Origin of the sequence: Pantoea sp. ACRSB (genome assembly GCF_022346905.1) — a bacterium.
In the GTDB taxonomy this organism is placed as follows: Bacteria; Pseudomonadota; Gammaproteobacteria; order Enterobacterales; family Enterobacteriaceae; genus Pantoea; species Pantoea piersonii.
Map to the genome: position 1 here is coordinate 206,325 of NZ_JAKRNL010000001.1, position 21,467 is coordinate 227,791.

Annotated in this window: 20 protein-coding genes; 11 read left to right on the top strand and 9 right to left on the bottom strand. The window is 59.8% G+C overall.

What is annotated here, in order from left to right:
• Positions 1–35: 35 nt before the first annotated feature.
• The 4 genes from araH to MHZ89_RS01010 all read right to left on the bottom strand — a co-directional run bounded on the left by araH (position 36) and on the right by MHZ89_RS01010 (position 3,956).
• The gene (gene araH / locus MHZ89_RS00995; RefSeq protein WP_103795668.1) at positions 36–1,022 is read right to left on the bottom strand and encodes an L-arabinose ABC transporter permease AraH; all 987 of its coding nucleotides are present in this window, start codon (positions 1,020–1,022) and stop codon (positions 36–38) included.
• 14 nt (positions 1,023–1,036) lie between these two features.
• The gene (araG, locus tag MHZ89_RS01000) at positions 1,037–2,557 is read right to left on the bottom strand and encodes an L-arabinose ABC transporter ATP-binding protein AraG (RefSeq protein ID WP_311781498.1); all 1,521 of its coding nucleotides are present in this window, start codon (positions 2,555–2,557) and stop codon (positions 1,037–1,039) included.
• A gap of 62 nt (positions 2,558–2,619) precedes the next feature.
• Positions 2,620–3,603: an arabinose ABC transporter substrate-binding protein gene (locus tag MHZ89_RS01005; protein WP_311781499.1), complete on the bottom strand. Its 984-nt coding sequence runs from the start codon at positions 3,601–3,603 to the stop codon at positions 2,620–2,622.
• A 92-nt stretch (positions 3,604–3,695) separates the two neighbouring features.
• Positions 3,696–3,956 carry a hypothetical protein gene (locus MHZ89_RS01010; RefSeq protein WP_311781500.1) on the bottom strand — a complete coding sequence of 87 codons (261 nt, stop codon included), beginning with the start codon at positions 3,954–3,956 and terminating at the stop codon, positions 3,696–3,698.
• 15 nt (positions 3,957–3,971) lie between these two features.
• Here MHZ89_RS01010 and MHZ89_RS01015 point away from each other — a divergent pair, with 15 nt between their 5' ends.
• Together MHZ89_RS01015 and araA are read left to right on the top strand one after the other, a co-directional pair.
• A complete protein-coding gene (locus MHZ89_RS01015; RefSeq protein WP_126688829.1) occupies positions 3,972–5,657 on the top strand; it encodes a ribulokinase in 1,686 nt (561 codons plus the stop codon).
• An 11-nt stretch (positions 5,658–5,668) separates the two neighbouring features.
• Positions 5,669–7,171 carry an L-arabinose isomerase gene (gene araA / locus MHZ89_RS01020; RefSeq protein ID WP_311781501.1) on the top strand — a complete coding sequence of 501 codons (1,503 nt, stop codon included), beginning with the start codon at positions 5,669–5,671 and terminating at the stop codon, positions 7,169–7,171.
• A gap of 281 nt (positions 7,172–7,452) precedes the next feature.
• On the opposite strand, the gene yjfF is transcribed toward araA, so the two are convergent.
• The 4 genes from yjfF to ytfQ are packed head-to-tail and all read right to left on the bottom strand — an operon-like array spanning position 7,453 to position 11,970.
• Complete coding sequence (yjfF, locus tag MHZ89_RS01025) at positions 7,453–8,439, bottom strand: galactofuranose ABC transporter, permease protein YjfF (protein ID WP_120452480.1); 987 nt, start codon at positions 8,437–8,439, stop codon at positions 7,453–7,455.
• Positions 8,436–9,446 carry a galactofuranose ABC transporter, ATP-binding protein YtfT gene (gene ytfT, locus MHZ89_RS01030; protein ID WP_120452478.1) on the bottom strand — a complete coding sequence of 337 codons (1,011 nt, stop codon included), beginning with the start codon at positions 9,444–9,446 and terminating at the stop codon, positions 8,436–8,438. The genes yjfF and ytfT overlap by 4 nt, the downstream gene beginning before the upstream one ends.
• On the bottom strand, positions 9,439–10,959 hold the full coding sequence (locus MHZ89_RS01035) for a sugar ABC transporter ATP-binding protein (protein WP_311781502.1): 1,521 nt from the start codon (positions 10,957–10,959) through the stop codon (positions 9,439–9,441). The genes ytfT and MHZ89_RS01035 overlap by 8 nt, the downstream gene beginning before the upstream one ends.
• 54 nt (positions 10,960–11,013) lie before the next feature.
• A complete protein-coding gene (gene ytfQ, locus MHZ89_RS01040; protein ID WP_311781503.1) occupies positions 11,014–11,970 on the bottom strand; it encodes a galactofuranose ABC transporter, galactofuranose-binding protein YtfQ in 957 nt (318 codons plus the stop codon).
• A gap of 713 nt (positions 11,971–12,683) precedes the next feature.
• Between ytfQ and ydgT the strand changes: the two genes are divergently transcribed.
• The 9 genes from ydgT (at position 12,684) to nth (ending at position 20,444) form a co-directional block, all read left to right on the top strand.
• Positions 12,684–12,899 carry a transcription modulator YdgT gene (gene ydgT, locus MHZ89_RS01045; protein WP_033747384.1) on the top strand — a complete coding sequence of 72 codons (216 nt, stop codon included), beginning with the start codon at positions 12,684–12,686 and terminating at the stop codon, positions 12,897–12,899.
• Positions 12,900–13,004: 105 nt separating this feature from the next.
• Positions 13,005–13,448, top strand: coding sequence for a DUF2569 domain-containing protein (locus MHZ89_RS01050; RefSeq protein ID WP_311781504.1), 444 nt, complete (start codon positions 13,005–13,007; stop codon positions 13,446–13,448).
• Positions 13,449–13,571: 123 nt separating this feature from the next.
• Positions 13,572–14,153, top strand: a complete 582-nt coding sequence (gene rsxA / locus MHZ89_RS01055) for an electron transport complex subunit RsxA (RefSeq protein WP_033747388.1) — start codon at positions 13,572–13,574, stop codon at positions 14,151–14,153.
• On the top strand, positions 14,153–14,731 hold the full coding sequence (gene rsxB / locus MHZ89_RS01060; RefSeq protein WP_311781505.1) for an electron transport complex subunit RsxB: 579 nt from the start codon (positions 14,153–14,155) through the stop codon (positions 14,729–14,731). The genes rsxA and rsxB overlap by 1 nt, the downstream gene beginning before the upstream one ends.
• Entirely contained in the window at positions 14,724–17,420 is a 2,697-nt protein-coding gene (gene rsxC / locus MHZ89_RS01065) for an electron transport complex subunit RsxC (RefSeq protein WP_311781506.1), read from the top strand. Before rsxB ends, rsxC begins: the two co-directional genes overlap by 8 nt.
• Positions 17,421–18,479 carry an electron transport complex subunit RsxD gene (rsxD, locus tag MHZ89_RS01070; RefSeq protein ID WP_311781507.1) on the top strand — a complete coding sequence of 353 codons (1,059 nt, stop codon included), beginning with the start codon at positions 17,421–17,423 and terminating at the stop codon, positions 18,477–18,479.
• Positions 18,480–18,482: 3 nt separating this feature from the next.
• On the top strand, positions 18,483–19,115 hold the full coding sequence (rsxG, locus tag MHZ89_RS01075; protein WP_311781508.1) for an electron transport complex subunit RsxG: 633 nt from the start codon (positions 18,483–18,485) through the stop codon (positions 19,113–19,115).
• Positions 19,108–19,812 (top strand): electron transport complex subunit E, encoded by a 705-nt coding sequence (locus MHZ89_RS01080; protein ID WP_311781509.1) that lies wholly within the window; start codon positions 19,108–19,110, stop codon positions 19,810–19,812. Before rsxG ends, MHZ89_RS01080 begins: the two co-directional genes overlap by 8 nt.
• On the top strand, positions 19,809–20,444 hold the full coding sequence (nth, locus tag MHZ89_RS01085) for an endonuclease III (RefSeq protein ID WP_311781510.1): 636 nt from the start codon (positions 19,809–19,811) through the stop codon (positions 20,442–20,444). Before MHZ89_RS01080 ends, nth begins: the two co-directional genes overlap by 4 nt.
• Before the next feature lie 25 nt (positions 20,445–20,469).
• Here the strand turns inward: nth and MHZ89_RS01090 are convergent, their stop codons facing one another.
• Positions 20,470–21,168, bottom strand: a complete 699-nt coding sequence (locus tag MHZ89_RS01090) for a CTP synthase (protein WP_311781511.1) — start codon at positions 21,166–21,168, stop codon at positions 20,470–20,472.
• Between the last annotated feature and the right edge of the window lie 299 nt (positions 21,169–21,467).

Sequence of the window (21,467 nt, forward strand, 5' to 3'; positions counted from 1 at the left end):
CAGTGCGCGGCGCCAGGCGCCGCGTCTTTTTGCCGTCAGGCTTTATGCTTTTGTTTATAGCGGTCGAAAATCACCGCCGCTAACAGTATCAGACCACGCACCACATACTGTGAGAATGGCGAGATATTCAGTAAATTCATTGCATTTTCAACGGTGCCGAGGATCAGCACGCCAGCCACTACATAAGAGATTTTGCCGATGCCGCCCTTCAGCGAGACGCCGCCCAGCACGCAGGCGGAGATCACCACCAGCTCATAGCCCAGCGAGGTCATCGGCTGGCCGCTGGTCATACGCGAGGCGAGAATAATGCCCGCCGCCGCCGACACCAGCCCGGAGAGAATAAAGATGATGATGCGGGTGCGCACCACCGGCACGCCCGCCAGACGCGCCGCCTCCTCATTGCCGCCGATCGCCAGCGTGTTGCGGCCAAAGGTGGTTTTGTTCAGCAGGAAGCCGAAAATCAGCATGGTCGCAATGGTGAGCCAGATAGGCGCAGGCACGCCGAGCCAGTTGGCGAAGCCAAGGGTAAAAAAGCGCTCATCCTCAATGCCGACCGCTTTACCGTCGGAGAAGATATAGGCCAGGCCGCGCACGATCTGCATGGTCGCCAGCGTGGTGATCAGCGCGTTGATTTTCAGGCGCGCAATCACAAAGCCGTTGATAAAGCCGGTGGCAACGCCGATCAGCAGGCCGGCGAACACGCCGATCCACAGGCTTTCGGTCATATTGATCACCACCGCGGTGACCACGCCAGCGCAGGCGATTACCGACGCGACCGAGAGGTCAAAATCGCCGGAGGCGAGGCAAAACAGCATGCCGCACGCCACCATGCCCGACATCGACATCGCCAGGCCCAGACCTTTCATATTGATAAAGGAGCCGAAGTTCGGCACGAACACGGCGCAGGCGACGAACAGCAGCGCGAACACCACCAGCATGCCGAAGTTATCCCAGATACGCCCAAAGCGCATGCCGCTGCGCTGCTGAACCGGCGGCGTACCTGAAGTTGTGGATGAAGACATAATATTTTCCTCTGTCAGGCCACAGCGGCCGCTTGGGTGGTTTTAGGCATCGCCAGGCTCAGCGTCTGCTGCTCCGTGGCGTCGTCATGCAGCAGTTCGCCAGCGATGGCGCCTTCGCGCATCACGACGATGCGGTCGGCAAGGCCCATGACTTCCGGCAGGTCGCTGGAGGCGAACAGCACCGCGATGCCTTTGCTCGCCAGCTGATAGATCAGGTTGTAGATCTCATGTTTCGCGCCGACGTCGATGCCGCGCGTCGGTTCGTCCAGCAGGATCACCTTCATCTCTTCCGACAGCCAGCGGCCCAGAATCGCCTTTTGCTGGTTGCCGCCGGAAAGATTCATAATCAGCTGCCCGGCATGGGGCGTTTTGATATTGAGCGAGCGAATATGGCTGTCGGCGTTGCTCGCCTCCCACTGGTTTTTTATCAGGCAGCCGGCGGTCAGGTTGTGGCGCCGCGCGCTGATATTGATATTGTCGCGCACCGAGTGCACCGGAATAATCCCTTCCGCTTTACGATCTTCCGGGCAGAGCATGATGCCGGCGCGAATCGCGTCGATAGGCTCGCGCAGCTTCACCACTTCGCCGTCCAGCAGGATGCGTCCGCCGCGCAGTCGGGTCGCGCCGAATACCCCTTTCATCAGCTCGCTGCGTCCGGCGCCCACCAGCCCGAACAGGCCGACGATTTCACCGGCGCGCACCTCGAGCGAAATGGGTTCGCGTACCCCCTTCGCCTCCACCTTCTCCAGCACCAGGCGCACCGGCCCGTGTGGACGCGGCGTATAGCCATAAATATCGCCGAGGTTGCGTCCCACCATCGCCTGCACCAGATCGTCATGATGGGTATTGGGCATATCGGTAAAGGTGCGAACGTAGCGGCCATCTTTAAACACGGTTATGGCGTCGCTCAGCGCGAAAATCTCCTCCATGCGGTGCGACACGTAGAGCACCACGCGCCCTTCCGCGCGCAGCTGGCGGATAACGCGGAACAGGTTGTCGATCTCGCGCGCTGAGAGCGAGCTGGTCGGCTCGTCAAAGGCGATAATGCGCGCGTTGCGCGCCAGCGCCTTGGCGATCTCCACCATCTGCCACTGGCCGAGCGAGAGATATTTCAGCGGCATATCGGGATCGATATCCATGCCGAGGTTTTTCAGCTGCAGGCCCGCTTCGTAGCGCAGCAGCTTGCGGTTCACCAGGCCACGCTTGTGCGGGATCTGGCCGAGATAGATGTTCTCCGCCACGCTCATTTCCGGCACCAGATGCAGCTCCTGGTAGATGATGGCGACGCCCGCATCCAGCGCGTCGCTGGTATGTTGAAAACTGACCGGCTCGCCTTTAATACGGATTTCGCCGCCGCTGGGCTGATAGCTGCCGCTGAGAATTTTCAGCAGCGTGGATTTGCCCGCGCCGTTCTCGCCCATCAGGGCGTGCACTTCGCCGCCGCGACATTCGAACGAGATATCCTGCAGCGCTTTAACGCCGGGAAAAGTCTTGCTGATGCCATGAAACGACAGAAAGGTTGGCTCGCTATTCATGGTAACTCCTCTGGGTTTACCGTTAAGGTGCCGCCGCAGGCGCGGCGACACGGTACGCGGGTTTACATCAACCCTTTCTTCGCCAGTTCGGTTTTAAAGTTGTCGCGGGTAATCAGCACTACGTCGGTGACTTCGGTGAATTTCGGCGGCTCAGCACCTTTGCTCACCCATTCGTAGAGCATCTGGCTGCTCTTGTAGCCATGCACGTCCGGGCTGGGCAGCAGCGAACCGTAGAAGCCGGTCGCTTTGTCTTTCGACAGTTCGCTTATCGCGTCGACGCCGTTGATGCCGATACCGATCACGTCGGCCGCCTTAAAGCCCTGGCCTTCGGTGGCGCGCACGCCGCCCAGTACGGTATTGTCGTTCATGCCGACGATAAGCCAGTGTTTCACTTCCGGATGCTGCACCAGCAGCGAGTTGCCTGCGTCAAACGCGCCGGGAATATCGTTGGATTTGGTAGGAACCTGATAGATCTGCGCCGCCGGGAATCCGGCTGCTTTCAGCGCCTCCATCGAACCGCCGGTGCGGCGGCGCGCGGTGTCCAGCTCGTTGGCGGTAATCGCCATCACGCCGGTCTCTTTGGCGTTCCAGCCGCGCTTCTGCATCTCTTTATACAGCTCCTGGCCCTGACGCTCGCCGATTTTGGTCGCGGCCATCATCACCAGCGGCACGCTGTCCATCGGTTTGCCTTTGGCGTTAACGAACTGATCGTCGACGGCGATCACCTTCAGATCGTAACCGCGCGCCTTGGCGACGATAGCGGAGCCGAGCTTGGGATCGGGGGTGCAGATAACGAAGCCTTTCGCACCGCTGGCGGCGAGGCTGTCGATGGCGTTAAGGGTTTTCTCGCCGTCGGGAATGGCGATTTTGATCACTTCAAAGCCTAAATCCTTCCCGGCTTTGTCCGCGAATTTCCATTCGGTCTGAAACCAGGGTTCTTCAGGCTGCTTGACCAGAAATCCCAGCTTCATGGTCTCGGCGATAGCGGAATGTGACATAACCGCTGCCAGGCCGATGGCCGCGAACGCTTTAGTGAATTTATGCATGATGCTCTCCGGCGCTAGGGTATTTTTCACTGCTGTTAACGAATCGGTGTAAACGCTACCAGTCAATTTTCTTTTTTGGGTACGGATGAAAATCAGCGCGTTAGGCGGACGATTGAGTAAAGCCTGCACAAACGCAGGGCTAGTTGTAGCGGGAAAGTCGATGAAAAATGTAGAGCGGTATCACACCCTGAAATCACGACAAAATTTTCCATATATTCAGCAATTTTAACCGAGAGGTAACTTTTGTCGGCGATCACAAAATCGCTGCTCATGGCAGAAAAGTGCATATTCTCAGCGATCGGTGAATAACGTTTCCTGCGCCGCCGCCACAGGATGTAGAGACGATTATTCATAACAGGAGATTTCCGATGCGTGCTGGAGCCATCACTCTGGGTCTCGATTTTGGCAGTGATTCGGTACGTGCGCTGGCGGTGGACTGCGACAGCGGCAGCGAGCTGAAAACCGCCGTAGTGAACTATTCGCGCTGGCAACGAGGCATGTACAGCGATCCTCATGCCAACCGCTTTCGTCACCATCCGCTGGACTATATAGAGGCGATGGAGCAGGCGTTGCTGGGCGTGCTTGAGGCGCTGACGCCGACACAACGTGACAGCGTCACAGGAATTGGCGTCGATACCACCGGCTCGACGCCTGCCCCCATTGACCGCGACGGCAACGTGCTGGCGCTTCGTCCCGACTTTGCTGATAACCCCAACGCGATGTTTGTGCTGTGGAAAGATCACACCGCTATTGAAGAAGCGGAAGCGATTAATCAGCTGTGCCGCAGCGGACGCTTCACCGACTACAGCCGCTATATCGGCGGCATCTACTCCTCTGAATGGTTCTGGGCAAAAATCCTGCACGTTTCGCGCGCCGACGCCGCCGTTCGCGACGCCGCCGTCTCGTGGGTTGAGCTGTGCGACTGGGTGCCGGCGCTGCTGAGCGGCACTACCGCGCCCGCCACTCTGCGCCGCAGCCGCTGCGCCGCCGGTCATAAGGCGCTGTGGCATCCCGACTGGCAGGGCCTGCCCGATCCCGACTTCCTGAACGCGCTCGACCCGCTGCTGACGCAGCAGCTCGACTCGCCGCTGTTCAGCGACACCTGGACCGCCGATATCCCGGTCGGTACGCTCAGCGCCGAATGGGCGCAGCGTCTTGGCCTGCAGCAGAGCGTGACTATTGCTGGCGGCGCGTTCGACTGCCATATGGGCGCGGTCGGCGCTGGCGCCCAGCCCTATACGCTGGTGAAAGTGATCGGCACTTCAACCTGCGACATCCTGATCGCTGACGCGCAGCGAGTCGGCGATCGCGCCATTAAAGGCATCTGCGGTCAGGTAGACGGCAGCGTCATGCCGGGCGCTATCGGTTGTGAAGCGGGTCAGTCGGCGTTCGGCGATATTTACGCCTGGTTCAGCCGCCTGCTCGGCTGGCCGCTGCAGCAGGCGGCGGCGCAACATCCCGAACTTCAGCCGCAGCTGGCTGAGCTGCAGCGCAACCTGATCCGCCAGCTGACCGAGGCCTGGGCCGCCGATCCGCAGCTGGATCATCTGCCGGTGGTGCTCGACTGGTTCAACGGTCGACGTACCCCCAACGCCAACCAGCGCCTGAAAGGGGTTATCACCGACCTTAACCTCGGCACCGACGCGCCCGCCCTGTTCGGCGGCCTGATCGCCGCGACCGCCTTCGGCGCGCGCGCCATTATGGAGTGCTTTGAACAGCAGCAGATCCCGGTAGAGAACATCCTGACGCTGGGCGGCATCGCGCGCAAATCACCTGCCATCATGCAGGCGTGCTGCGACGTAATGAACCGCCCGCTGGATATCGTCGCCTCGGATGAGTGCTGCGCGCTGGGCGCGGCGATTTTCGCCGCCGTCGCCGCAGGCGTTTACGCCACGGTGCCCGAGGCGCAGAAAGCGATGGCCAGTCCGGTCGCCGTCACGCTACAGCCCGACGCCGCGCGAGTTGCGCGCTATCAGCAGCTTTATGAACGTTATCAACTCTGGTGCGCGGCGGCTGAGCCGCAGTATGCGTCGCGCCCCGCCAACGCTAATTAAGGAGTGGTTTTATGGATCAGTACAACGCGCACAGCGTATGGTTTGTGATCGGCACGCAGCATCTTTACGGCCCGGAAACCCTGCGTCAGGTCGAAGCGCACGCGCGCCAGGTGGTGGAAGGACTGAACGCCTCCTCCGCCTTGCCGTTAAAGCTTATCGTCAAGCCGCTGGTGAAGTCGCCGGATGAAGCGCTGGCACTCTGCCGCGATGCCAGCCACGACGACAGCTGCGTCGGTATCATCACCTGGCTGCACACCTTCTCGCCCGCCAAAATGTGGATCGGCGGGCTGAGCGTGCTGAACAAGCCGCTGCTGCAGTTCCATACCCAGTTCAACGCGGAGATCCCGTGGGACAGCATGGATATGGACTTTATGAACCTGAACCAGACCGCACACGGCGGCCGCGAATTCGGCTTTATCGGCGCGCGCATGGGCCTGCAGCACAGCGTGGTGACCGGCCACTGGCAGGACCCGGCCAGCCAGCAGCGTATCGGTAACTGGATGCGCGCCGCATTCGCGAAGCAGAGCAGCCAGCAGCTGAAAGTGGCGCGCTTCGGCGACAATATGCGCGAAGTGGCAGTTACCGAAGGGGATAAAGTAGCCGCGCAGATCCAGTTCGGCTATGCGGTCAACGGCTGGGGCGTCGGCGATCTGGTCGAGGTGATCAATCAGGTCAGCGACGGCGAGGTCAACGCCCTGATCGATGAGTATGAAAGCCTCTATCGCTTCAGCGACGTGGCGGCCAGCGGCGGCGAAAAGCGCCAGAACGTGCTGGACGCGGCGCGGATCGAGATCGGCATCAAGCGCTTCCTTGACGACGAGGGTTGCAAAGCCTTTACCACCAACTTCCAGACGCTGCACGGCATGACGCAGCTTCCCGGCCTGGCGGTACAGCGTCTGATGGGCCAGGGCTACGGCTTCGCCGGCGAAGGCGACTGGAAAACCGCCGCGCTGCTGCGCATTTTCAAAGTTCTTGCGGGCGATCGTCCCGGCGGCACCTCGTTTATGGAGGATTACACCTATCACTTCTCGCCCGGCAATGACCTGGTGTTAGGCTCGCATATGCTGGAAGTGTGCCCCTCTATCGCTAAAGAAGAGAAGCCGCTGATCGACGTACAGTTCCTCGGCATCGGCGGCAAAGCCGATCCGGCGCGCCTGATCTTCTCCACGCCGGCCGGACGCGCGGTTAACGCCAGCGTCATCGATATGGGCGACCGTTTCCGCCTGCTGGTAAACGTGGTGGATGCGATTGAGCAGCCGAAACCGCTGCCGAAGCTGCCGGTGGCGCGTGCGCTGTGGCGCGCCCAGCCGTCGCTGGCTACCGCATCGGAAGCCTGGATTCTGGCGGGCGGTGCGCACCATACGGTGTTCAGTCAGGCGCTGACGCTGGACGATATGTACCTCTACGGCGAGATGAACGATATCGAAGTGCTGGTCATTGACGAGCATACGCGGCTGCCGGCGTTTAAAGACGCGCTGCGCTGGAATGAAGTTTATTACCGTTCGAAACGCTAAGTTTTTATTAGAAAAAATCAGCGCCGACGTTTAAAGTCGGCGCTGTTGTTTACGAAAGACCGAACTGCCCATCCCCCTCCTTGATTAACCTCTGTGCGGTTTGTTTAAAACAGCAATGCAATAGCCAATGCGTGCAAGGGTTCTGCCCCAAGAGCAACGCGTCCGAGCCATGCACAAAACGGCGGGAGCGTTTTTGAACAACGTATAGCGCTGGCCCGCTTCAGTACGTTCTCACCGCCACAAAAAAGCCGCCCGCAGGCGGCTTAGTCAACAACAAACCCTCAGGTCGCTATTCGCTTCACCGGCGCATTTTTCTGCCGGTCCCACATCACCGTCAGCAGACGCTGCAGCGCGATAAAGGCGAACAGTAAAATCCCAATGGCGATCTTGGTCCACCAGGAACTCAGCGTGCCGTCAAAGTTAATCCAGGTCTGGATCAGACCCTGAATCAACACCCCGAACAGCGTGCCGAGCACCGTACCGACGCCGCCGGAGAGCAGCGTGCCGCCAATCACCACTGAGGCGATAGCATCCAGCTCGACGCCCAGTCCCGCCAGCGCATAGCCCGCCGAGGTATAAATGGAAAAAACGATACCCGCCAGCGTCGCCAGCGTGGTCGACAGCATATAAATGCGGATGGTGGTGGCGCGCGTAGAGATCCCCATCAGCTGCGCTGAGGTCACGTTGCCGCCTATGGCGTAGACCTGATTGCCGAACCGCGTACGGTGGGCAAGCAAAATCCCGCCCGCCACCACCAGCAGCATAACCAGCGCCAGCAAACTCAGGCGACCGCCGCCCGGCACTTTCCACGCCAGGCTGGAAAGCGTGGCATAGAGCGGATGATCGATAGGAATCGAGTTCTCCGATACCAGATAGCTGCAGCCGCGCAGGAAAAACATGCCCGCCAGCGTAATAATAAAGGCCGGGATCTTCAGCGCGTCGATCAGCCAGCCCATCATCGCGCCGAACAGCGCGCCCGCCGCCAGAATAATGGCGAACGCCAGCAGCGGATGGATATGCAGATCGCCAATGGCGCGCGCCAGAAACACGCCGGTGAAAGCGATCACCGCGCCCACCGACAGATCGATACCGCCAGAGAGGATCACAAAAGTCATGCCGACGGCGATAATGCCGAGAAAAGCGTTATCAGTCAGAATATTGCAGATTACGCGCGTTGAGGCGAAGCCGGGAAACTGGCTCAGACAGAAAAGATAGCCAGCGACAAACACCAGCAGCGTAATCATCAGAGGAAGATGACGTTTAATCATTGGGAGCCTCTCCGTTTCAGCATCGCCAGAAAGCGCGGCGACTGCAGCAGCAGCACGCACATGACGACCACCGCTTTCACCACCTGATTAAGCTCCGGCGGGAAACCGGACAGCAAAATGCCGGTATTCATCGCCTGAATAATCAGCGCGCCGATCAGCGACAGCACCAGGTTAAAACGGCCGCCCATCAGCGACGCGCCGCCAATTACCACCGCGAGGATCGCGTCCAGCTCCAGCCATAAGCCGGCGTTATTGGCGTCTGCGCCGCGAATATCGGCGGTCACGATCAGGCCAGCTATCGCTGCGCAGAGTCCGCTAATCACATAGGTGGACATCACCACCAGCCAGCCGTTTACGCCCGCATTGCGCGCCGCGCGCAGGTTAATCCCTACCGCCTCGATAAACAGCCCGAGCGCGGTCTTGCGCGTCAGCAGCCAGACCAGCAGCGCCGCCGCCAGCGTAATCCATACCGGCACCGGCAGCAGCCACAGCGAACCGCTGCCCAGCCATCCCAGCGTCGCGCTGTCAAAGGTGACGATCTGCCCCTGGGTAATCAGCTGCGCGATGCCGCGCCCCGCCACCATCAGAATCAGCGTGGCGACAAAGGGCTGAATGCGCAGCAGCGCCACCAGCACGCCGTTCCATAACCCGCACAGCAGACCTGCGCCCAGCGCGGAAAAAATCACCATTGTCAGGCTGTGACCCGCCACGGTTAAGGTCGCGGCGGTCGCGCCCGCAATCGCCATCACCGCACCCACGGAGAGATCGATGCCGCCGGTGGCAATCACCAGCGTCATGCCGATGGCCAGCAGCGCGACCGGCGCGGCGCGGTTAAGGATATCAATGGGGCTGCCGAACAGGCGGCCATCCTGCAGATGCACAGCGAAAAAGTTATTCGCTACCAGGCTATCCACCAGCAGCACCAGAATCAGCGCGGCGACCTGCGGCAGCCCCGGCGGCAGACGGAATTTACGGCGTTCTGGCTTTGTCATATGGGATTCAAGCATGTTGTGCCCCTCCATCCGCGATAGCATTAACAATCGACGCCACCGACAGTTGCTCAAGCGGGATCTCCGCCACCTGTTTCAGGTCGCGCATAATCACCACGCGATCGGCATAACCCACCAGCTCCTCCAGCTCAGAGGAGATCACCAGCAGCGCCAGACCATCGGCGCAGAGGGATTCGATCAGGCGAATAATCTCGGCGTGCGCGCCAACGTCGATGCCTCGGGTCGGCTCGTCAAGGATCAGAAACTGCGGTCTGGTCACCAGCCAGCGCGACAGCAGCACCTTCTGCTGATTGCCGCCGGAAAGCAGCTCTACGGCCTGCTCGGCGTGCGGCGTGCGAATGCCGAGGCTCTTAATAAAACGCTCCGCAATCGCCTGCTGCTCGCGCCGCTTAATCGGCCGCAGCCAGCCGCGCTGCGCCTGCAGCGCGAGAATAATGTTTTCACGCACCGAGGCGGCGCCGATAATGCCGTCGGTTTTGCGATCTTCCGGACAAAAACCGATGCCGAGACGCGACGCTTTCGCCGGGGAGCGAATGGTCTGCTGCTTGCCCTTAATGGTCGCCGTACCGCGATCGGGACGGCGAATGCCGAACAGCACCTCGGCTGTTTCGGTGCGACCGGAACCGAGCAGGCCAGCCAGACCGACCACTTCCCCAGGCCGCACCTCAAGGTCGAAAGGTTCAATGGTGCCCTTCTTGCCGTAGTCGCGAAACGACGCCACCGGCTGGTTGCTGCGCAGCGTGCTGCCCTGACGCTGCAGCGCGGTTTCCAGCAGTTCGCGCCCCAGCATCAGCTTGATCAGCTCAATCTGCGGCAGCGTCGCGGTATCGCGCGTGGCGATAAACTGGCCGTTGCGCAATACCGTAATACGGTCGGTAATCCGATAGACCTGATCGAGAAAATGGGTGACGAAGATCAGGCTCATGCCTTTGGCTTTCAGCTGCGCCATCAGGCCAAAGAGCATCTCCACTTCGCTGGCGTCGAGACTGGCGGTTGGCTCATCCAGGATCAGCACCTGCGCCGACAGATCGACGGCGCGACAGATGGCGATAATCTGCTGCATGGCGACCGAGTAGTGTCCCAGCGGACGCGTTACGTCGAGAACAAATCCGTAATTGCGCATCAGCGCGTCGGCGTCGCGCACCATGCGTCGACGATCGACCATGCCGAAGCGGCGCGGCTCGCGGCCGATAAACAGGTTGTCAGCCACCGACATATTCGGCAGCAGATTGACCTCCTGATAGACCGTACCAATGCCCATCTTTTGCGCGTCGGCGGTGCTGCGCGGCGCAATGGTCTGCCCGTTCAGCGTCAGCGTGCCCGCGTCGCGGCTGTACACCCCGGTCAGCACCTTGATCAGGGTCGATTTGCCCGCGCCATTCTCGCCCAGCAAGGCCATGATCTCGCCCTTGCGCACGCTAAACGACACGTTGTCCAGCGCCTTAACGCCGGGAAAACCTTTGCTGACGCCGCTGATGGTGAGCAGCGCATCATCATTGTGCCTAATCATCTTGTCAGCTCCGCCTCAACAGATAAAAAGCCGCTCCGGAGAGCGGCTCGCGGCTCAATAACCCATGCCTTTTTTCAGATCCAGCTGTGCCTGCGCATCAGCAGGCAGATAGAGCCGGGATTCGGTTTTGGTGATTTTCGGCGGCAGCGTGCCATCCTTTTTGAACTTCTCCAGCGCGTCGAAAGCCGGGCCAGCCATATTCGGCGTCAGCTCGACGTTGGCGTTTGCTTCCCCTGCCAGCATCGCCTTATAGATATCGGGCACGCCGTCGATAGAGCCGGTGAGGATATCTTTACCCGGCTTCAGGCCAGCTTCTTTAATCGCCTGAATCGCGCCGATCGCCATGTCGTCGTTGTGCGCATAGACCATACAGATGTTCTTGCCGTTGTTTTCCGCCTTGATAAAGCTCTCCATCACCTCTTTGCCCTTGCTGCGGGTGAAGTCGCCAGACTGCGAACGAACCAGCTTGATATTGGGATGGCCAGCGATCGCCTCGGCAAAGCCTTTTTTACGGTCGATAGCGACGCTGGCGCCGACGGTGCCCTGCAGCTCGACGACGTTACACGGCTTGTTGCCAACGGTTTTCACCAGCCAGTCGCCAATCAGTTTGCCCTCCAGCACGTTGTCAGCGGTCACCACCGTCATATAGAGCGATTTATCTTTTACCACGATGGCGCGATCGAGCAGGAACACCGGAATTTTGGCATCTTTGGCCTCTTCCAGCACCGGCTCCCAGCCGGTCTGCACCACCGGCGCAATAAAGATCGCGTCCACGCCCTGAGCGATAAACGACCTCACCGCTTTGATCTGGTTCTCTTGTTTTTGCTGACCGTCAGCGATTTTTAGCGTGATGCCGCGCTTCGCCGCTTCACTTTTCGCCACGTTAGTTTCCGCTGCACGCCAGCCAGATTCGGAGCCGACCTGAGAGAAGCCGACCGTCAGGTCAGCCGCCATTACCGGCGCTGCTAACGCGGCGCTGACCAGGGTGGTCAAAAGTAAACGTTTCCACATAGTTTGCATTCCTCTGAAGGGCTTTTGCGAGTAAGGGTAAAGAGCCCGTTTAGCCTGGCGTAAATCGCTATGAATAAGGGCGACGCGCCTCACAAATTAGTTCAAATTAAAGGGGTTACGTGCAGGTATGGCAGTTGCTCGCCTTATCAGGCATGGACAAAACGACTGGTTATTTTAAAAATGCCGGTTAAATAAATGTAATAAACAGAATCGCTTATGAAATCTGCTCCTGAAAGCGATTACAATAATACGTAAACTTTGGTCATCGGACGTGGCGCAGGTGAGATGATAAATTTGTGATTTTCCGCACAGAAGCGAGGCATAGACAGCGTTGCCCGACGCGCCGCCGGACGGCAAGAGAGTGATGCAGATTTGTTAAAAGCGCTGTTATTAACCGCTTTCATTCATCTGCACCACGGGGAGCGTAATAAATAAGGTTTTATAACCCTAAGCGAAGCGGATTCAGGGCCACAAAAATGTAATGGCGGTCGCGGTAAGGCTTGAACAGCTTTAGCGCAGCGGCGAGCGGCTGACGGCGACCAAGCACTTTTTAGCCGTTTCGCTTTAGGCTTCGCAAATAGTAATAACTGGCGTTTTTAGCGCATTGATTAGAAAAAATAAATAATTTGTCTTTTTTTCAGCATAAGACGCTGGACAGCGTGCAGTTGCTCCCTATACTGACCTCTCCTCTGTTCTCTTCATTTATGGCAATCATGACCGCGCAAGATTACCTGCTCAAATTCCGCAAAGTGAATAATCTGGAAAGTCTGGAAAAACTCTACGATCACCTCAACTACTCGCTCACCGATGATAACGAGATCATCAGCATGTACCGCGCAGCGGATCATCGGCGCGCTGAACTGGCGTCGGGCGGTCGGCTGTACGATTTAGGCCGCGTGCCGAAAACCGTGTGGCGTTACGTCGTCTGATCCGCGATTAACGGGCCTGCTGGCGCCGCTTCTCTTCTGCGCAGGCAGGCTCTGTTTGAACGTGTTATTCTCTCCCGCTTTCCTTGTCGCAACAGGATCATCCTTATGACTGAATCGGTAACCCCGCCGCGTCTGGGCGGCTGGCTGCTTGTCCCGCTCGCCTGGCTGATTATGATGCTGCTCACCAGCGCTCTGGTAGTGGCGATGTATCTCAGCCCGCTGTTTAATCCGGCGTGGCGTGCGACGCTGTTTTCTCACGGCGGCATGCTGGTGACCAACTGGGCGATCTCTCTGCTGACCGCGCTCGCCGTCTGGTTTTACAGCCTGTGGGTATGCTGGATTTTCTGCAAACGTTCGCGCCGTCTGCCGCGCCACTATATTATCTGGCTGCTGGTCACGCTGCTGCTGGCGCTAAAGACCTTCGCCTTTACGCCAGTCGCCGACGGTAAAGCGTCCCAGACGCTGCTGCTGGCCCTGCTCGCCGCCGCGGTTTTTGTGCCCTACTTCAAACGTTCCCAGCGGGTGAAAACGACGTTTATCCGGCCGTAACGCCGTGAGTTTCGTCAACAATTTAATACTGAGTGCGATACAGCCTGCTGCCTTTCGCGCAGTGGTTGAGATAGCGTCACAGATCACAGATAATGAGCCGCTTTCCGAATCAATGGCGAAAAAATGACCGATTATCTGCTGCTGTTTGTAGGCACTGTGCTGGTGAACAACTTCGTTCTGGTGAAATTCCTGGGCCTCTGTCCTTTTATGGGCGTTTCCAAAAAGCTGGAGACGGCGATTGGCATGGGCCTTGCCACCACCTTTGTGATCACCCTGGCGTCGATTTGCGCCTGGCTGGTAAACCACCTGATCCTGGTGCCGCTCGATCTCGTTTATCTGCGCACCATGGCTTATATCCTGGTGATCGCCGTCGTGGTGCAGTTCACCGAAATGGTGGTGCGTAAAACCAGCCCGTCGCTCTACCGGCTGCTCGGCATTTTTCTGCCGCTGATTACCACCAACTGCGCGGTGCTCGGCGTGCCGCTGCTGAGCGTCAACCTCAACCACACCTTTTTGCAGGCGGCTCTTTATGGCTTTAGCGCCTCGCTCGGCTTTTCGCTGGTGATGGTGCTGTTTGCCGGGATGCGTGAGCGTCTGGTGCTGGCTAACGTGCCTGCTCCCTTTAAAGGTTCCTCTATCGCGCTGGTAACCGCCGGCCTGATGGCGCTGGCGTTTATGGGCTTTACCGGTCTGGTGAAATTCTGATGTCCGCTATCTGGATTGCAATTATCGTTCTGAGCGCGCTGGCCCTGGTGTTCGGCGCGCTGCTGGGCTACGCCTCTCGCCGCTTCGAAGTAGAAGAAGATCCTATCGTCGAACAGATCGACGAATTACTGCCGCAAAGCCAGTGCGGCCAGTGCGGCTACCCCGGCTGCCGTCCCTATGCGGACGCGGTGGGCAATAACGGCGAGGCGATCAATAAATGCGCGCCGGGCGGCGAGCAGACCATGCTCAAGCTGGCGGCGTTGCTGAACGTTGATCCCCAGCCGATTGATGGCGACGAAACGGCGAAAGAGCCGGTGCGCACCGTGGCCTGGATTGACGAAGCGAACTGTATCGGCTGCACCAAATGTATCCAGGCCTGTCCGGTGGACGCCATCGTCGGCGCGACGCGCGCCATGCATACCGTGTTGAGCGACGTCTGTACCGGCTGCGATCTCTGCGTCGCGCCCTGTCCTACCGACTGCATCGAGATGCGCCCGGTGGCGACCACTACCGCTAACTGGAAGTGGGATCTCGAAACCATTCCTGTACGGGTGATCCCGGTAGAAAGTCATGCTTAATCTGTTGAATATCTTTCGTAAAGAGAAGCTGTGGGATTTCCAGGGCGGCATCCATCCGCCCGAAATGAAAACCCAGTCTAACGGCACCCCGCTGAGCCAGCTGCCGCTGCCGGACCGTTTTATTATTCCGCTGAAACAGCATATCGGCCATGAAGGCGAGATTTGCGTCGCGCCGGGCGATCGCGTGCTGCGCGGTCAGCCGCTGACCTTCGGCAACGGCCGGATGCTGCCAGTGCATGCGCCGACCTCCGGCACCATTGATGCGATTGCGCAGCATATGACCGCGCATCCCTCTGGGCTGTCGGAACTCTGCATTTTTATGTCGCCGGACGGCGAGGATCGCTGGGCAACGCTGGAGCCGATGGCGGACTACCGCCAGCGCGAGCGCGCCGATATCGTTCAGCGCATTCACGACGCGGGCGTCGCCGGCCTTGGCGGCGCGGGCTTCCCGACCGGCACCAAGCTGCGCGGCGGACTGCGCGGCGTGAAAACGTTGATTATCAACGCCGCCGAATGTGAGCCCTATATCACCGCCGACGATCGCCTGATGCAGGATTATGCCGCCGAAGTGCTGGAAGGCAGCCGCATCCTCGCCTGGGTATTGCAGGCCGAGCGCGTATTGATCGGCATTGAAGATAACAAGCCGGAAGCGATTGCCGCACTGAAGCGGGCGCTGGGCGGCGAACGCGATCTGCAAATCCGCGTTATCCCGACAAAGTATCCCTCCGGCGGCGCGAAGCAGCTGACCAAAATACTTACCGGTCTGGAAGTGCCACACGGCGGACGCTCTACCGACATCGGCGTACTGATGCAGAACGTCGGCACCGCCTGGGCGGTGAAGCGCGCGGTGATCAACGGCGAGCCCCTGACCGAACGCGTGGTGACGCTGACCGGCGAGGCGATTGCGCAGCCGCGCAACGTCTGGAGCCGGATCGGCACCCCAATCAGCCACCTGCTGCACCAGGTCGGCTTTACGCCCGCTCCGCGCCAGATGGTGATTATGGGGGGGCCGCTGATGGGCTTTACCCTGCCGTCGCTTGACGTGCCGGTAGTGAAAATCACCAACTGCATTCTCGCGCCCTCCGCCAGCGAAATGGGCAACAGCGACGAAGAGCAGTCCTGCATTCGCTGCTCCGCCTGCGCCGATGTCTGCCCGGCGAAGCTGCTGCCGCAGCAGCTCTACTGGTACAGCCAGGGCGGCGATCACGATAAAGCGCGCGCCCACCATATCGACGACTGCATTGAGTGCGGTGCCTGCGCCTATGTCTGCCCGAGCAATATTCCGCTGGTGCAGTATTACCGCCAGGAGAAGGCCGAGCTGCGCGCTATCGACCTTGAGGCGAAGCGCACCGCTGAGGCGAAAGCGCGCTTTGAGGCACGCCAGGCGCGTCTGGAGCGTGAAAAGCTGGCGCGTGAAGCGAAACATGAGCAGGCGAAGCAGCGCGTCGCGCGCAGCGACGAAGGCGAACTGGCCGCAGCCCGCGAACGCGTCATGGCGAAGCGGCAGGCGGCAGGCGAAGTCGATCCGGCGGTAGAAGAAGCACAGCGTCAGGCGCGACATGCTCAGGCGCATTTGCGCCAGGCAGAGGCGCAGGCGGAAACCCAGGCGCTGAGCCGTCAGGCAGAGGATCCGCGTAAGGCGGCGGTAGAGGCCGCTATTGCCCGCGCTAAGGCGAAGAAAACTACGCAGCCTGAAGTAGTAGAAGAAACGAAAACGGAGGCAGCCGATCCGCGCAAAGCGGCGGTAGAAGCTGCCATCGCCCGCGCGAAGGCGAAGAAAGCTGCCGCCGCGCCGACGGAAGAGGCGCAGCCGGTCGAGGATGCGTCATCGGTCGATCCGCGCAAGGCAGCGGTAGAAGCCGCTATCGCCCGCGCTAAGGCGAAGAAAGCCGCCGCCGCGCAGGCTACAGCCGATGCGCCGACGGAAGAGGCGCAGCCGGTCAAGGATACGTCATCGGTCGATCCGCGCAAGGCGGCGGTAGAAGCCGCTATCGCCCGCGCGAAGGCGAAGAAAGCTGCCGCCGCGCAGGCTACGGCCGATGCGCCGACGGAAGAGACACAGCCGGTCAAGGACGCGCCGTCAGTTGAAACTGCTTCGCCGGTTGATCCGCGCAAGGCGGCGGTGGAAGCCGCCATCGCTCGCGCCAAAGCTAAAAAAGCCGAAGCCGCGCAGGCCGCTGCCGGTACGCTGACCGAAGAGGTGTTGCCGGTCGAGGACACCCCGCCGGTCGATCCGCGTAAGGCGGCGGTGGAAGCCGCCATCGCTCGCGCCAAAGCGAAGAAAGTAGCCGCGCAGGCTACGGCCGATGCGCCGACGGAAGAGACGCAGCCGGTCGAGAATACTCCGCCGGTCGATCCGCGCAAGGCAGCAGTAGAAGCCGCTATCGCCCGCGCCAAAGCCAAAAAAGCCGAAGCCGCGCAGGCCGCTGCCGGTACGCTGACCGAAGAGGTGCTGCCGGTCGAGGACACCCCGCCGGTCGATCCGCGTAAGGCGGCGGTGGAAGCCGCCATCGCTCGCGCCAAAGCGAAGAAAGCGGCCGCGCAGGGATCAGAAAAGGACGTCGTGAATCTCGACGTTGAAAACAGTGATGCGCCTCCGTCGGAAGACGCGCGCAAGGCAGCTATCGCTGCCGCCATCGCCCGGGCAAAAGCGCGTAAAGCGCAGACGCCGTCGACGTTTGAGGAATAAATGGCTTTTCGTATCGCAAGTTCTCCTTATACCCATAACCGCCGCAGCACCGGCAACATTATGCTGCTGGTGGTGCTGGCGGCCGTACCTGGCTTTGCCGCGCAGTGGTATTTCTTTGGTTACGGCAGCGTATTGCAGGTGCTGCTGGCAGTGCTGACCGCCTGGCTGGCGGAAGCGGCGATTCTGCGTCTGCGCAAGGCGCCGATTGCTCCCAGCCTCGCGGATAACTCCGCGCTGCTGACCGCTGTGCTTATCGGCATCAGCCTGCCGCCGCTTGCCCCCTGGTGGCTGGTGGTGATCGGCACCCTTTTCGCTATTGTGATCGCTAAACAGCTCTACGGCGGACTGGGACAGAACCCCTTTAACCCGGCGATGGTCGGCTATGTGGTGCTGCTGATCTCTTTCCCGGTACAGATGACCAGCTGGCTGCCGCCCGACGCGCTGCAGGTGGTTAAACCGGGCCTGCTCGATTCACTGAGCATGATTTTTACCGGCCATACCCTGGCGGGCGATACCATGCAGCAGCTGCAGCTGGGCGTGGACGGCATTAGCCAGGCGACGCCGCTGGATAATTTCAAAACCGGACTGCGCGCCGGCCATAGCGCAGAACAGCTGCTGGCGCAGCCGATCTATACCGGCGTCCTGGCCGGTCTCGGCTGGCAGTGGATCAATATCGGCTACCTGGCGGGCGGGCTGTTCCTGCTGTGGAAGAATGCGATTCGCTGGCATATTCCCGCGGCGATGCTGCTCTCGCTGGCGTTTTGCGCCACGCTGGGCTGGCTGATCTCGCCGCAAAGTTTGAATACCCCGCTGATCCACCTTTTCTCCGGCGCGACCATGCTCGGCGCGTTTTTTATCGCCACCGACCCGGTTACCGCCTCCACCACCAACCGCGGGCGCCTGCTCTATGGCGCGCTGATTGGTCTGCTGGTGTGGCTAATCCGCAGCTTCGGCGGCTATCCCGACGGCGTGGCTTTTGCCGTCCTGCTGGCGAATATCTGCGTGCCGCTGATCGATTACTACACGCAGCCGCGCGTCTACGGCCATCGCAAGGAGTGATCGATGCTTGAGACTATCCGCAAAAACGCCGTCACCCTGGCGCTGTTCGCCGTCTTTACCACCGGTTTAACTGCCGTAGTGAACTACGTCACCAAACCCACTATCGCGCACCAGACGGCGCTGAATCAGAAAAACCTGCTGGATCAGGTGGTGCCTGTGGATCTGTACGATAATCAGATCCAGCGCGAATGTTACCTTGTCACCGATCCAGCGCTGGGGACGGCCTCGCCGCACCATCTCTATCTGGCGCGTAAAGGCGATACGCCGGTTGCGGCCGCCCTTGAGACCACCGCGCCGGATGGCTATTCTGGTGCGATACAGATGCTGGTTGGCGCTGATTTTCACGGTAAAGTGCTGGGCGTGCGCGTTATTGAACACCACGAGACCCCTGGCCTCGGCGATAAGATCGAGCTGCGTATTTCCAACTGGATTAACAGCTTTAATGGCAAAGTTGTACACGGCGCTGATGATAAAGCCTTTGCGGTGAAGAAAGATGGCGGCGAATTTGATCAGTTTACCGGCGCGACAATTACTCCGCGCGCGGTGGTCAACGCCACCCGACGCACCGCACTACTGATTGAAACTTTGAGCGGCAGGCTCTCGTCGCTGCCCGAATGTGGAGATGCAAATGAGTGAAGCCAAAAATCTGCTGGTTGGCGGCCTGTGGAAAAATAACTCGGCGCTGGTGCAGCTGCTGGGGCTCTGTCCGCTGCTGGCAGTAACCTCGACGGCGACCAACGCGCTGGGCCTCGGTCTGGCGACTACGCTGGTGCTGACCATTACCAACAGCGCTATTTCCGCCTCGCGCCGCTGGGTGCCGTCGGAGATCCGCATCCCAATTTACGTCATGATTATCGCCTCGGTGGTGAGCTGCGTGCAGATGCTGATCAACGCCTACGCCTATGGTCTCTATGAGTCGCTCGGCATCTTTATTCCGCTTATCGTGACTAACTGTATCGTGGTCGGCCGCGCCGAAGCGGTCGCCTCGAAAAGCAGCATTCCCCTTGCCGCGCTCGACGGCTTCGCTATCGGCATGGGCGCGACATGCGCCATGGTCACGCTCGGCTCGATTCGTGAGCTGATCGGTAGCGGCACGCTGTTTAACGGCGCAGATCAGCTGCTCGGCCCCTGGGCGAAGGCGCTGCGCATCGAGGTGGTGCATTTCGATTCGCCGATGCTGCTGGCGATGTTACCGCCGGGCGCCTTTATCGGGCTGGGCATGCTGCTGGCGGCGAAGTACGTTATCGATCAGAAGATGAAACAGCGCGCTGTACGTCGCGCCGCTGAAGCGGCGGCGGCTGAACCGCACGCCCATGCCGGGAAAGCAGTGTGAATCAGGCAAAGCGCGTAGAAATTCTCCGTCGGCTGCGGGATAACAACCCGCACCCTACGACCGAACTTAACTTCACCTCGCCTTTTGAGCTGCTGATCGCCGTTCTGCTGTCGGCGCAGGCGACCGACGTCAGCGTCAACAAGGCAACCGCCAGGCTCTATCCCGTCGCGAATACCCCCGCCGCCATGCTGGCACTGGGCGTAGAAGGCGTGAAGGAACATATCAAAACCATCGGGCTCTATAACAGCAAAGCTGAGAACGTCATCAAGACCTGCCGTATTCTGCTGGAGCAGCACAGCGGCGAAGTGCCGGAAGATCGCGCCGCGCTGGAGGCGCTGCCAGGCGTAGGCCGCAAAACGGCCAACGTGGTGCTGAATACCGCTTTTGGCTGGCCGACCATCGCCGTTGATACCCATATTTTCCGCGTCAGCAACCGCACCCGCTTTGCGCCGGGAAAAAACGTGGAAGAGGTTGAGGCGAAGCTGCTGAAGGTGGTGCCCAGCGAGTTCAAGGTCGATTGCCATCACTGGCTGATCCTGCATGGCCGCTATACCTGCGTTGCGCGCAAGCCGCGCTGCGGCGCCTGTCTGATTGAAGATCTGTGCGAGTTCCCCGACAAGACGGAGATTTAACGGGCGCGAAAACGCCCGTAGCAAGCTAGCGGCGCGCCAGTGCCGCCTGCAGCCAGGCGATAGCCAGCGGCGAATTTTTATTTTGCAGCGCGGCCCGCTCCGACTGAAACAGCGTCGCGATAAAGAAAGGGTGATCGTTCAGTTCGATGCCGCGTACATCGCCCGATGCGTCCCAGGAAGTAATGCGCAGGTTTTTCCCTTCCAGCGCCTCGCTGAAGGCGGGGTTAACGCCGAAGTTGCAGTGGTAGCCCTCATCGCTTGACTGCGCGCCATAGGCCCCGGCAATGCGCGATCCCGGCGCGAATCTCACTTCTCCACGCTGTTCCACCAGCGAACAGCTCAACGGCGCGATCACCATGCGGCCACCTTCGTCGGTCTCGGCGTGATTCGCATCCTGCCAGCCCAGCACGTTACGGGCATACTCAATCACCGCATACTGAAAACCGCCGCAGGAGCCAAGAAACGGGTGTTGCTGCTCTCGCGCCCAGCGGATGGTCTCAAATACCGCGTCATCATTTTTATAAGGGCTGCCAGGCACCACCCAGACGGCATCACTGCTGCGTACCGCCTCTGAAACGCCAGGCTGGTCGGTAGCAAGCCAGCTGAAGCTAGCGGAAACGCCCAGGTGTGCGGCGGCGCGCTCAATAGCCAGCGGAATGGCCTGATGCGCAACGGCGCTGGCGCGGTAATCGCCCACCAGCGCCAGGTTTAAACAAGCTGTCATGGTAATGTCCTGCAAAAGGAAATTTCGAGGTTACCGGATCGATAATTTGTTGTCGAGACGGTAAATATCGCAATTTTCATCTGGCTGCGAAGGAATTTTCGCTCACTCTTCCGGCATCTGTTCCACGGCATGGCGAGGCGCGATTAACCGCTCCCGCCTGGCATTTTCAGAGCGTTTTTAACGCCCTTTTCAGCTATGCAAACGCTTTCTTCTTTTACATATTGAATTAATTAGTGATTGTGTGCGCAGGATCAACTTTCGCGCCTGGCTTATAATAGCGCGAAGCTTTTTTGCCGCTT

Coding starts and splice junctions, on each gene's coding strand:
- araH (WP_103795668.1), bottom strand. CDS start 1,022: ATGTCTTCATCCACAACTTCAGGTACGCCGCCGGTTCAGCAGCGCAGC.
- araG (WP_311781498.1), bottom strand. CDS start 2,557: ATGAATAGCGAGCCAACCTTTCTGTCGTTTCATGGCATCAGCAAGACT.
- MHZ89_RS01005 (WP_311781499.1), bottom strand. CDS start 3,603: ATGCATAAATTCACTAAAGCGTTCGCGGCCATCGGCCTGGCAGCGGTT.
- MHZ89_RS01010 (WP_311781500.1), bottom strand. CDS start 3,956: ATGAATAATCGTCTCTACATCCTGTGGCGGCGGCGCAGGAAACGTTAT.
- MHZ89_RS01015 (WP_126688829.1), top strand. CDS start 3,972: ATGCGTGCTGGAGCCATCACTCTGGGTCTCGATTTTGGCAGTGATTCG.
- araA (WP_311781501.1), top strand. CDS start 5,669: ATGGATCAGTACAACGCGCACAGCGTATGGTTTGTGATCGGCACGCAG.
- yjfF (WP_120452480.1), bottom strand. CDS start 8,439: ATGATTAAACGTCATCTTCCTCTGATGATTACGCTGCTGGTGTTTGTC.
- ytfT (WP_120452478.1), bottom strand. CDS start 9,446: ATGCTTGAATCCCATATGACAAAGCCAGAACGCCGTAAATTCCGTCTG.
- MHZ89_RS01035 (WP_311781502.1), bottom strand. CDS start 10,959: ATGATTAGGCACAATGATGATGCGCTGCTCACCATCAGCGGCGTCAGC.
- ytfQ (WP_311781503.1), bottom strand. CDS start 11,970: ATGTGGAAACGTTTACTTTTGACCACCCTGGTCAGCGCCGCGTTAGCA.
- ydgT (WP_033747384.1), top strand. CDS start 12,684: ATGACCGCGCAAGATTACCTGCTCAAATTCCGCAAAGTGAATAATCTG.
- MHZ89_RS01050 (WP_311781504.1), top strand. CDS start 13,005: ATGACTGAATCGGTAACCCCGCCGCGTCTGGGCGGCTGGCTGCTTGTC.
- rsxA (WP_033747388.1), top strand. CDS start 13,572: ATGACCGATTATCTGCTGCTGTTTGTAGGCACTGTGCTGGTGAACAAC.
- rsxB (WP_311781505.1), top strand. CDS start 14,153: ATGTCCGCTATCTGGATTGCAATTATCGTTCTGAGCGCGCTGGCCCTG.
- rsxC (WP_311781506.1), top strand. CDS start 14,724: ATGCTTAATCTGTTGAATATCTTTCGTAAAGAGAAGCTGTGGGATTTC.
- rsxD (WP_311781507.1), top strand. CDS start 17,421: ATGGCTTTTCGTATCGCAAGTTCTCCTTATACCCATAACCGCCGCAGC.
- rsxG (WP_311781508.1), top strand. CDS start 18,483: ATGCTTGAGACTATCCGCAAAAACGCCGTCACCCTGGCGCTGTTCGCC.
- MHZ89_RS01080 (WP_311781509.1), top strand. CDS start 19,108: ATGAGTGAAGCCAAAAATCTGCTGGTTGGCGGCCTGTGGAAAAATAAC.
- MHZ89_RS01090 (WP_311781511.1), bottom strand. CDS start 21,168: ATGACAGCTTGTTTAAACCTGGCGCTGGTGGGCGATTACCGCGCCAGC.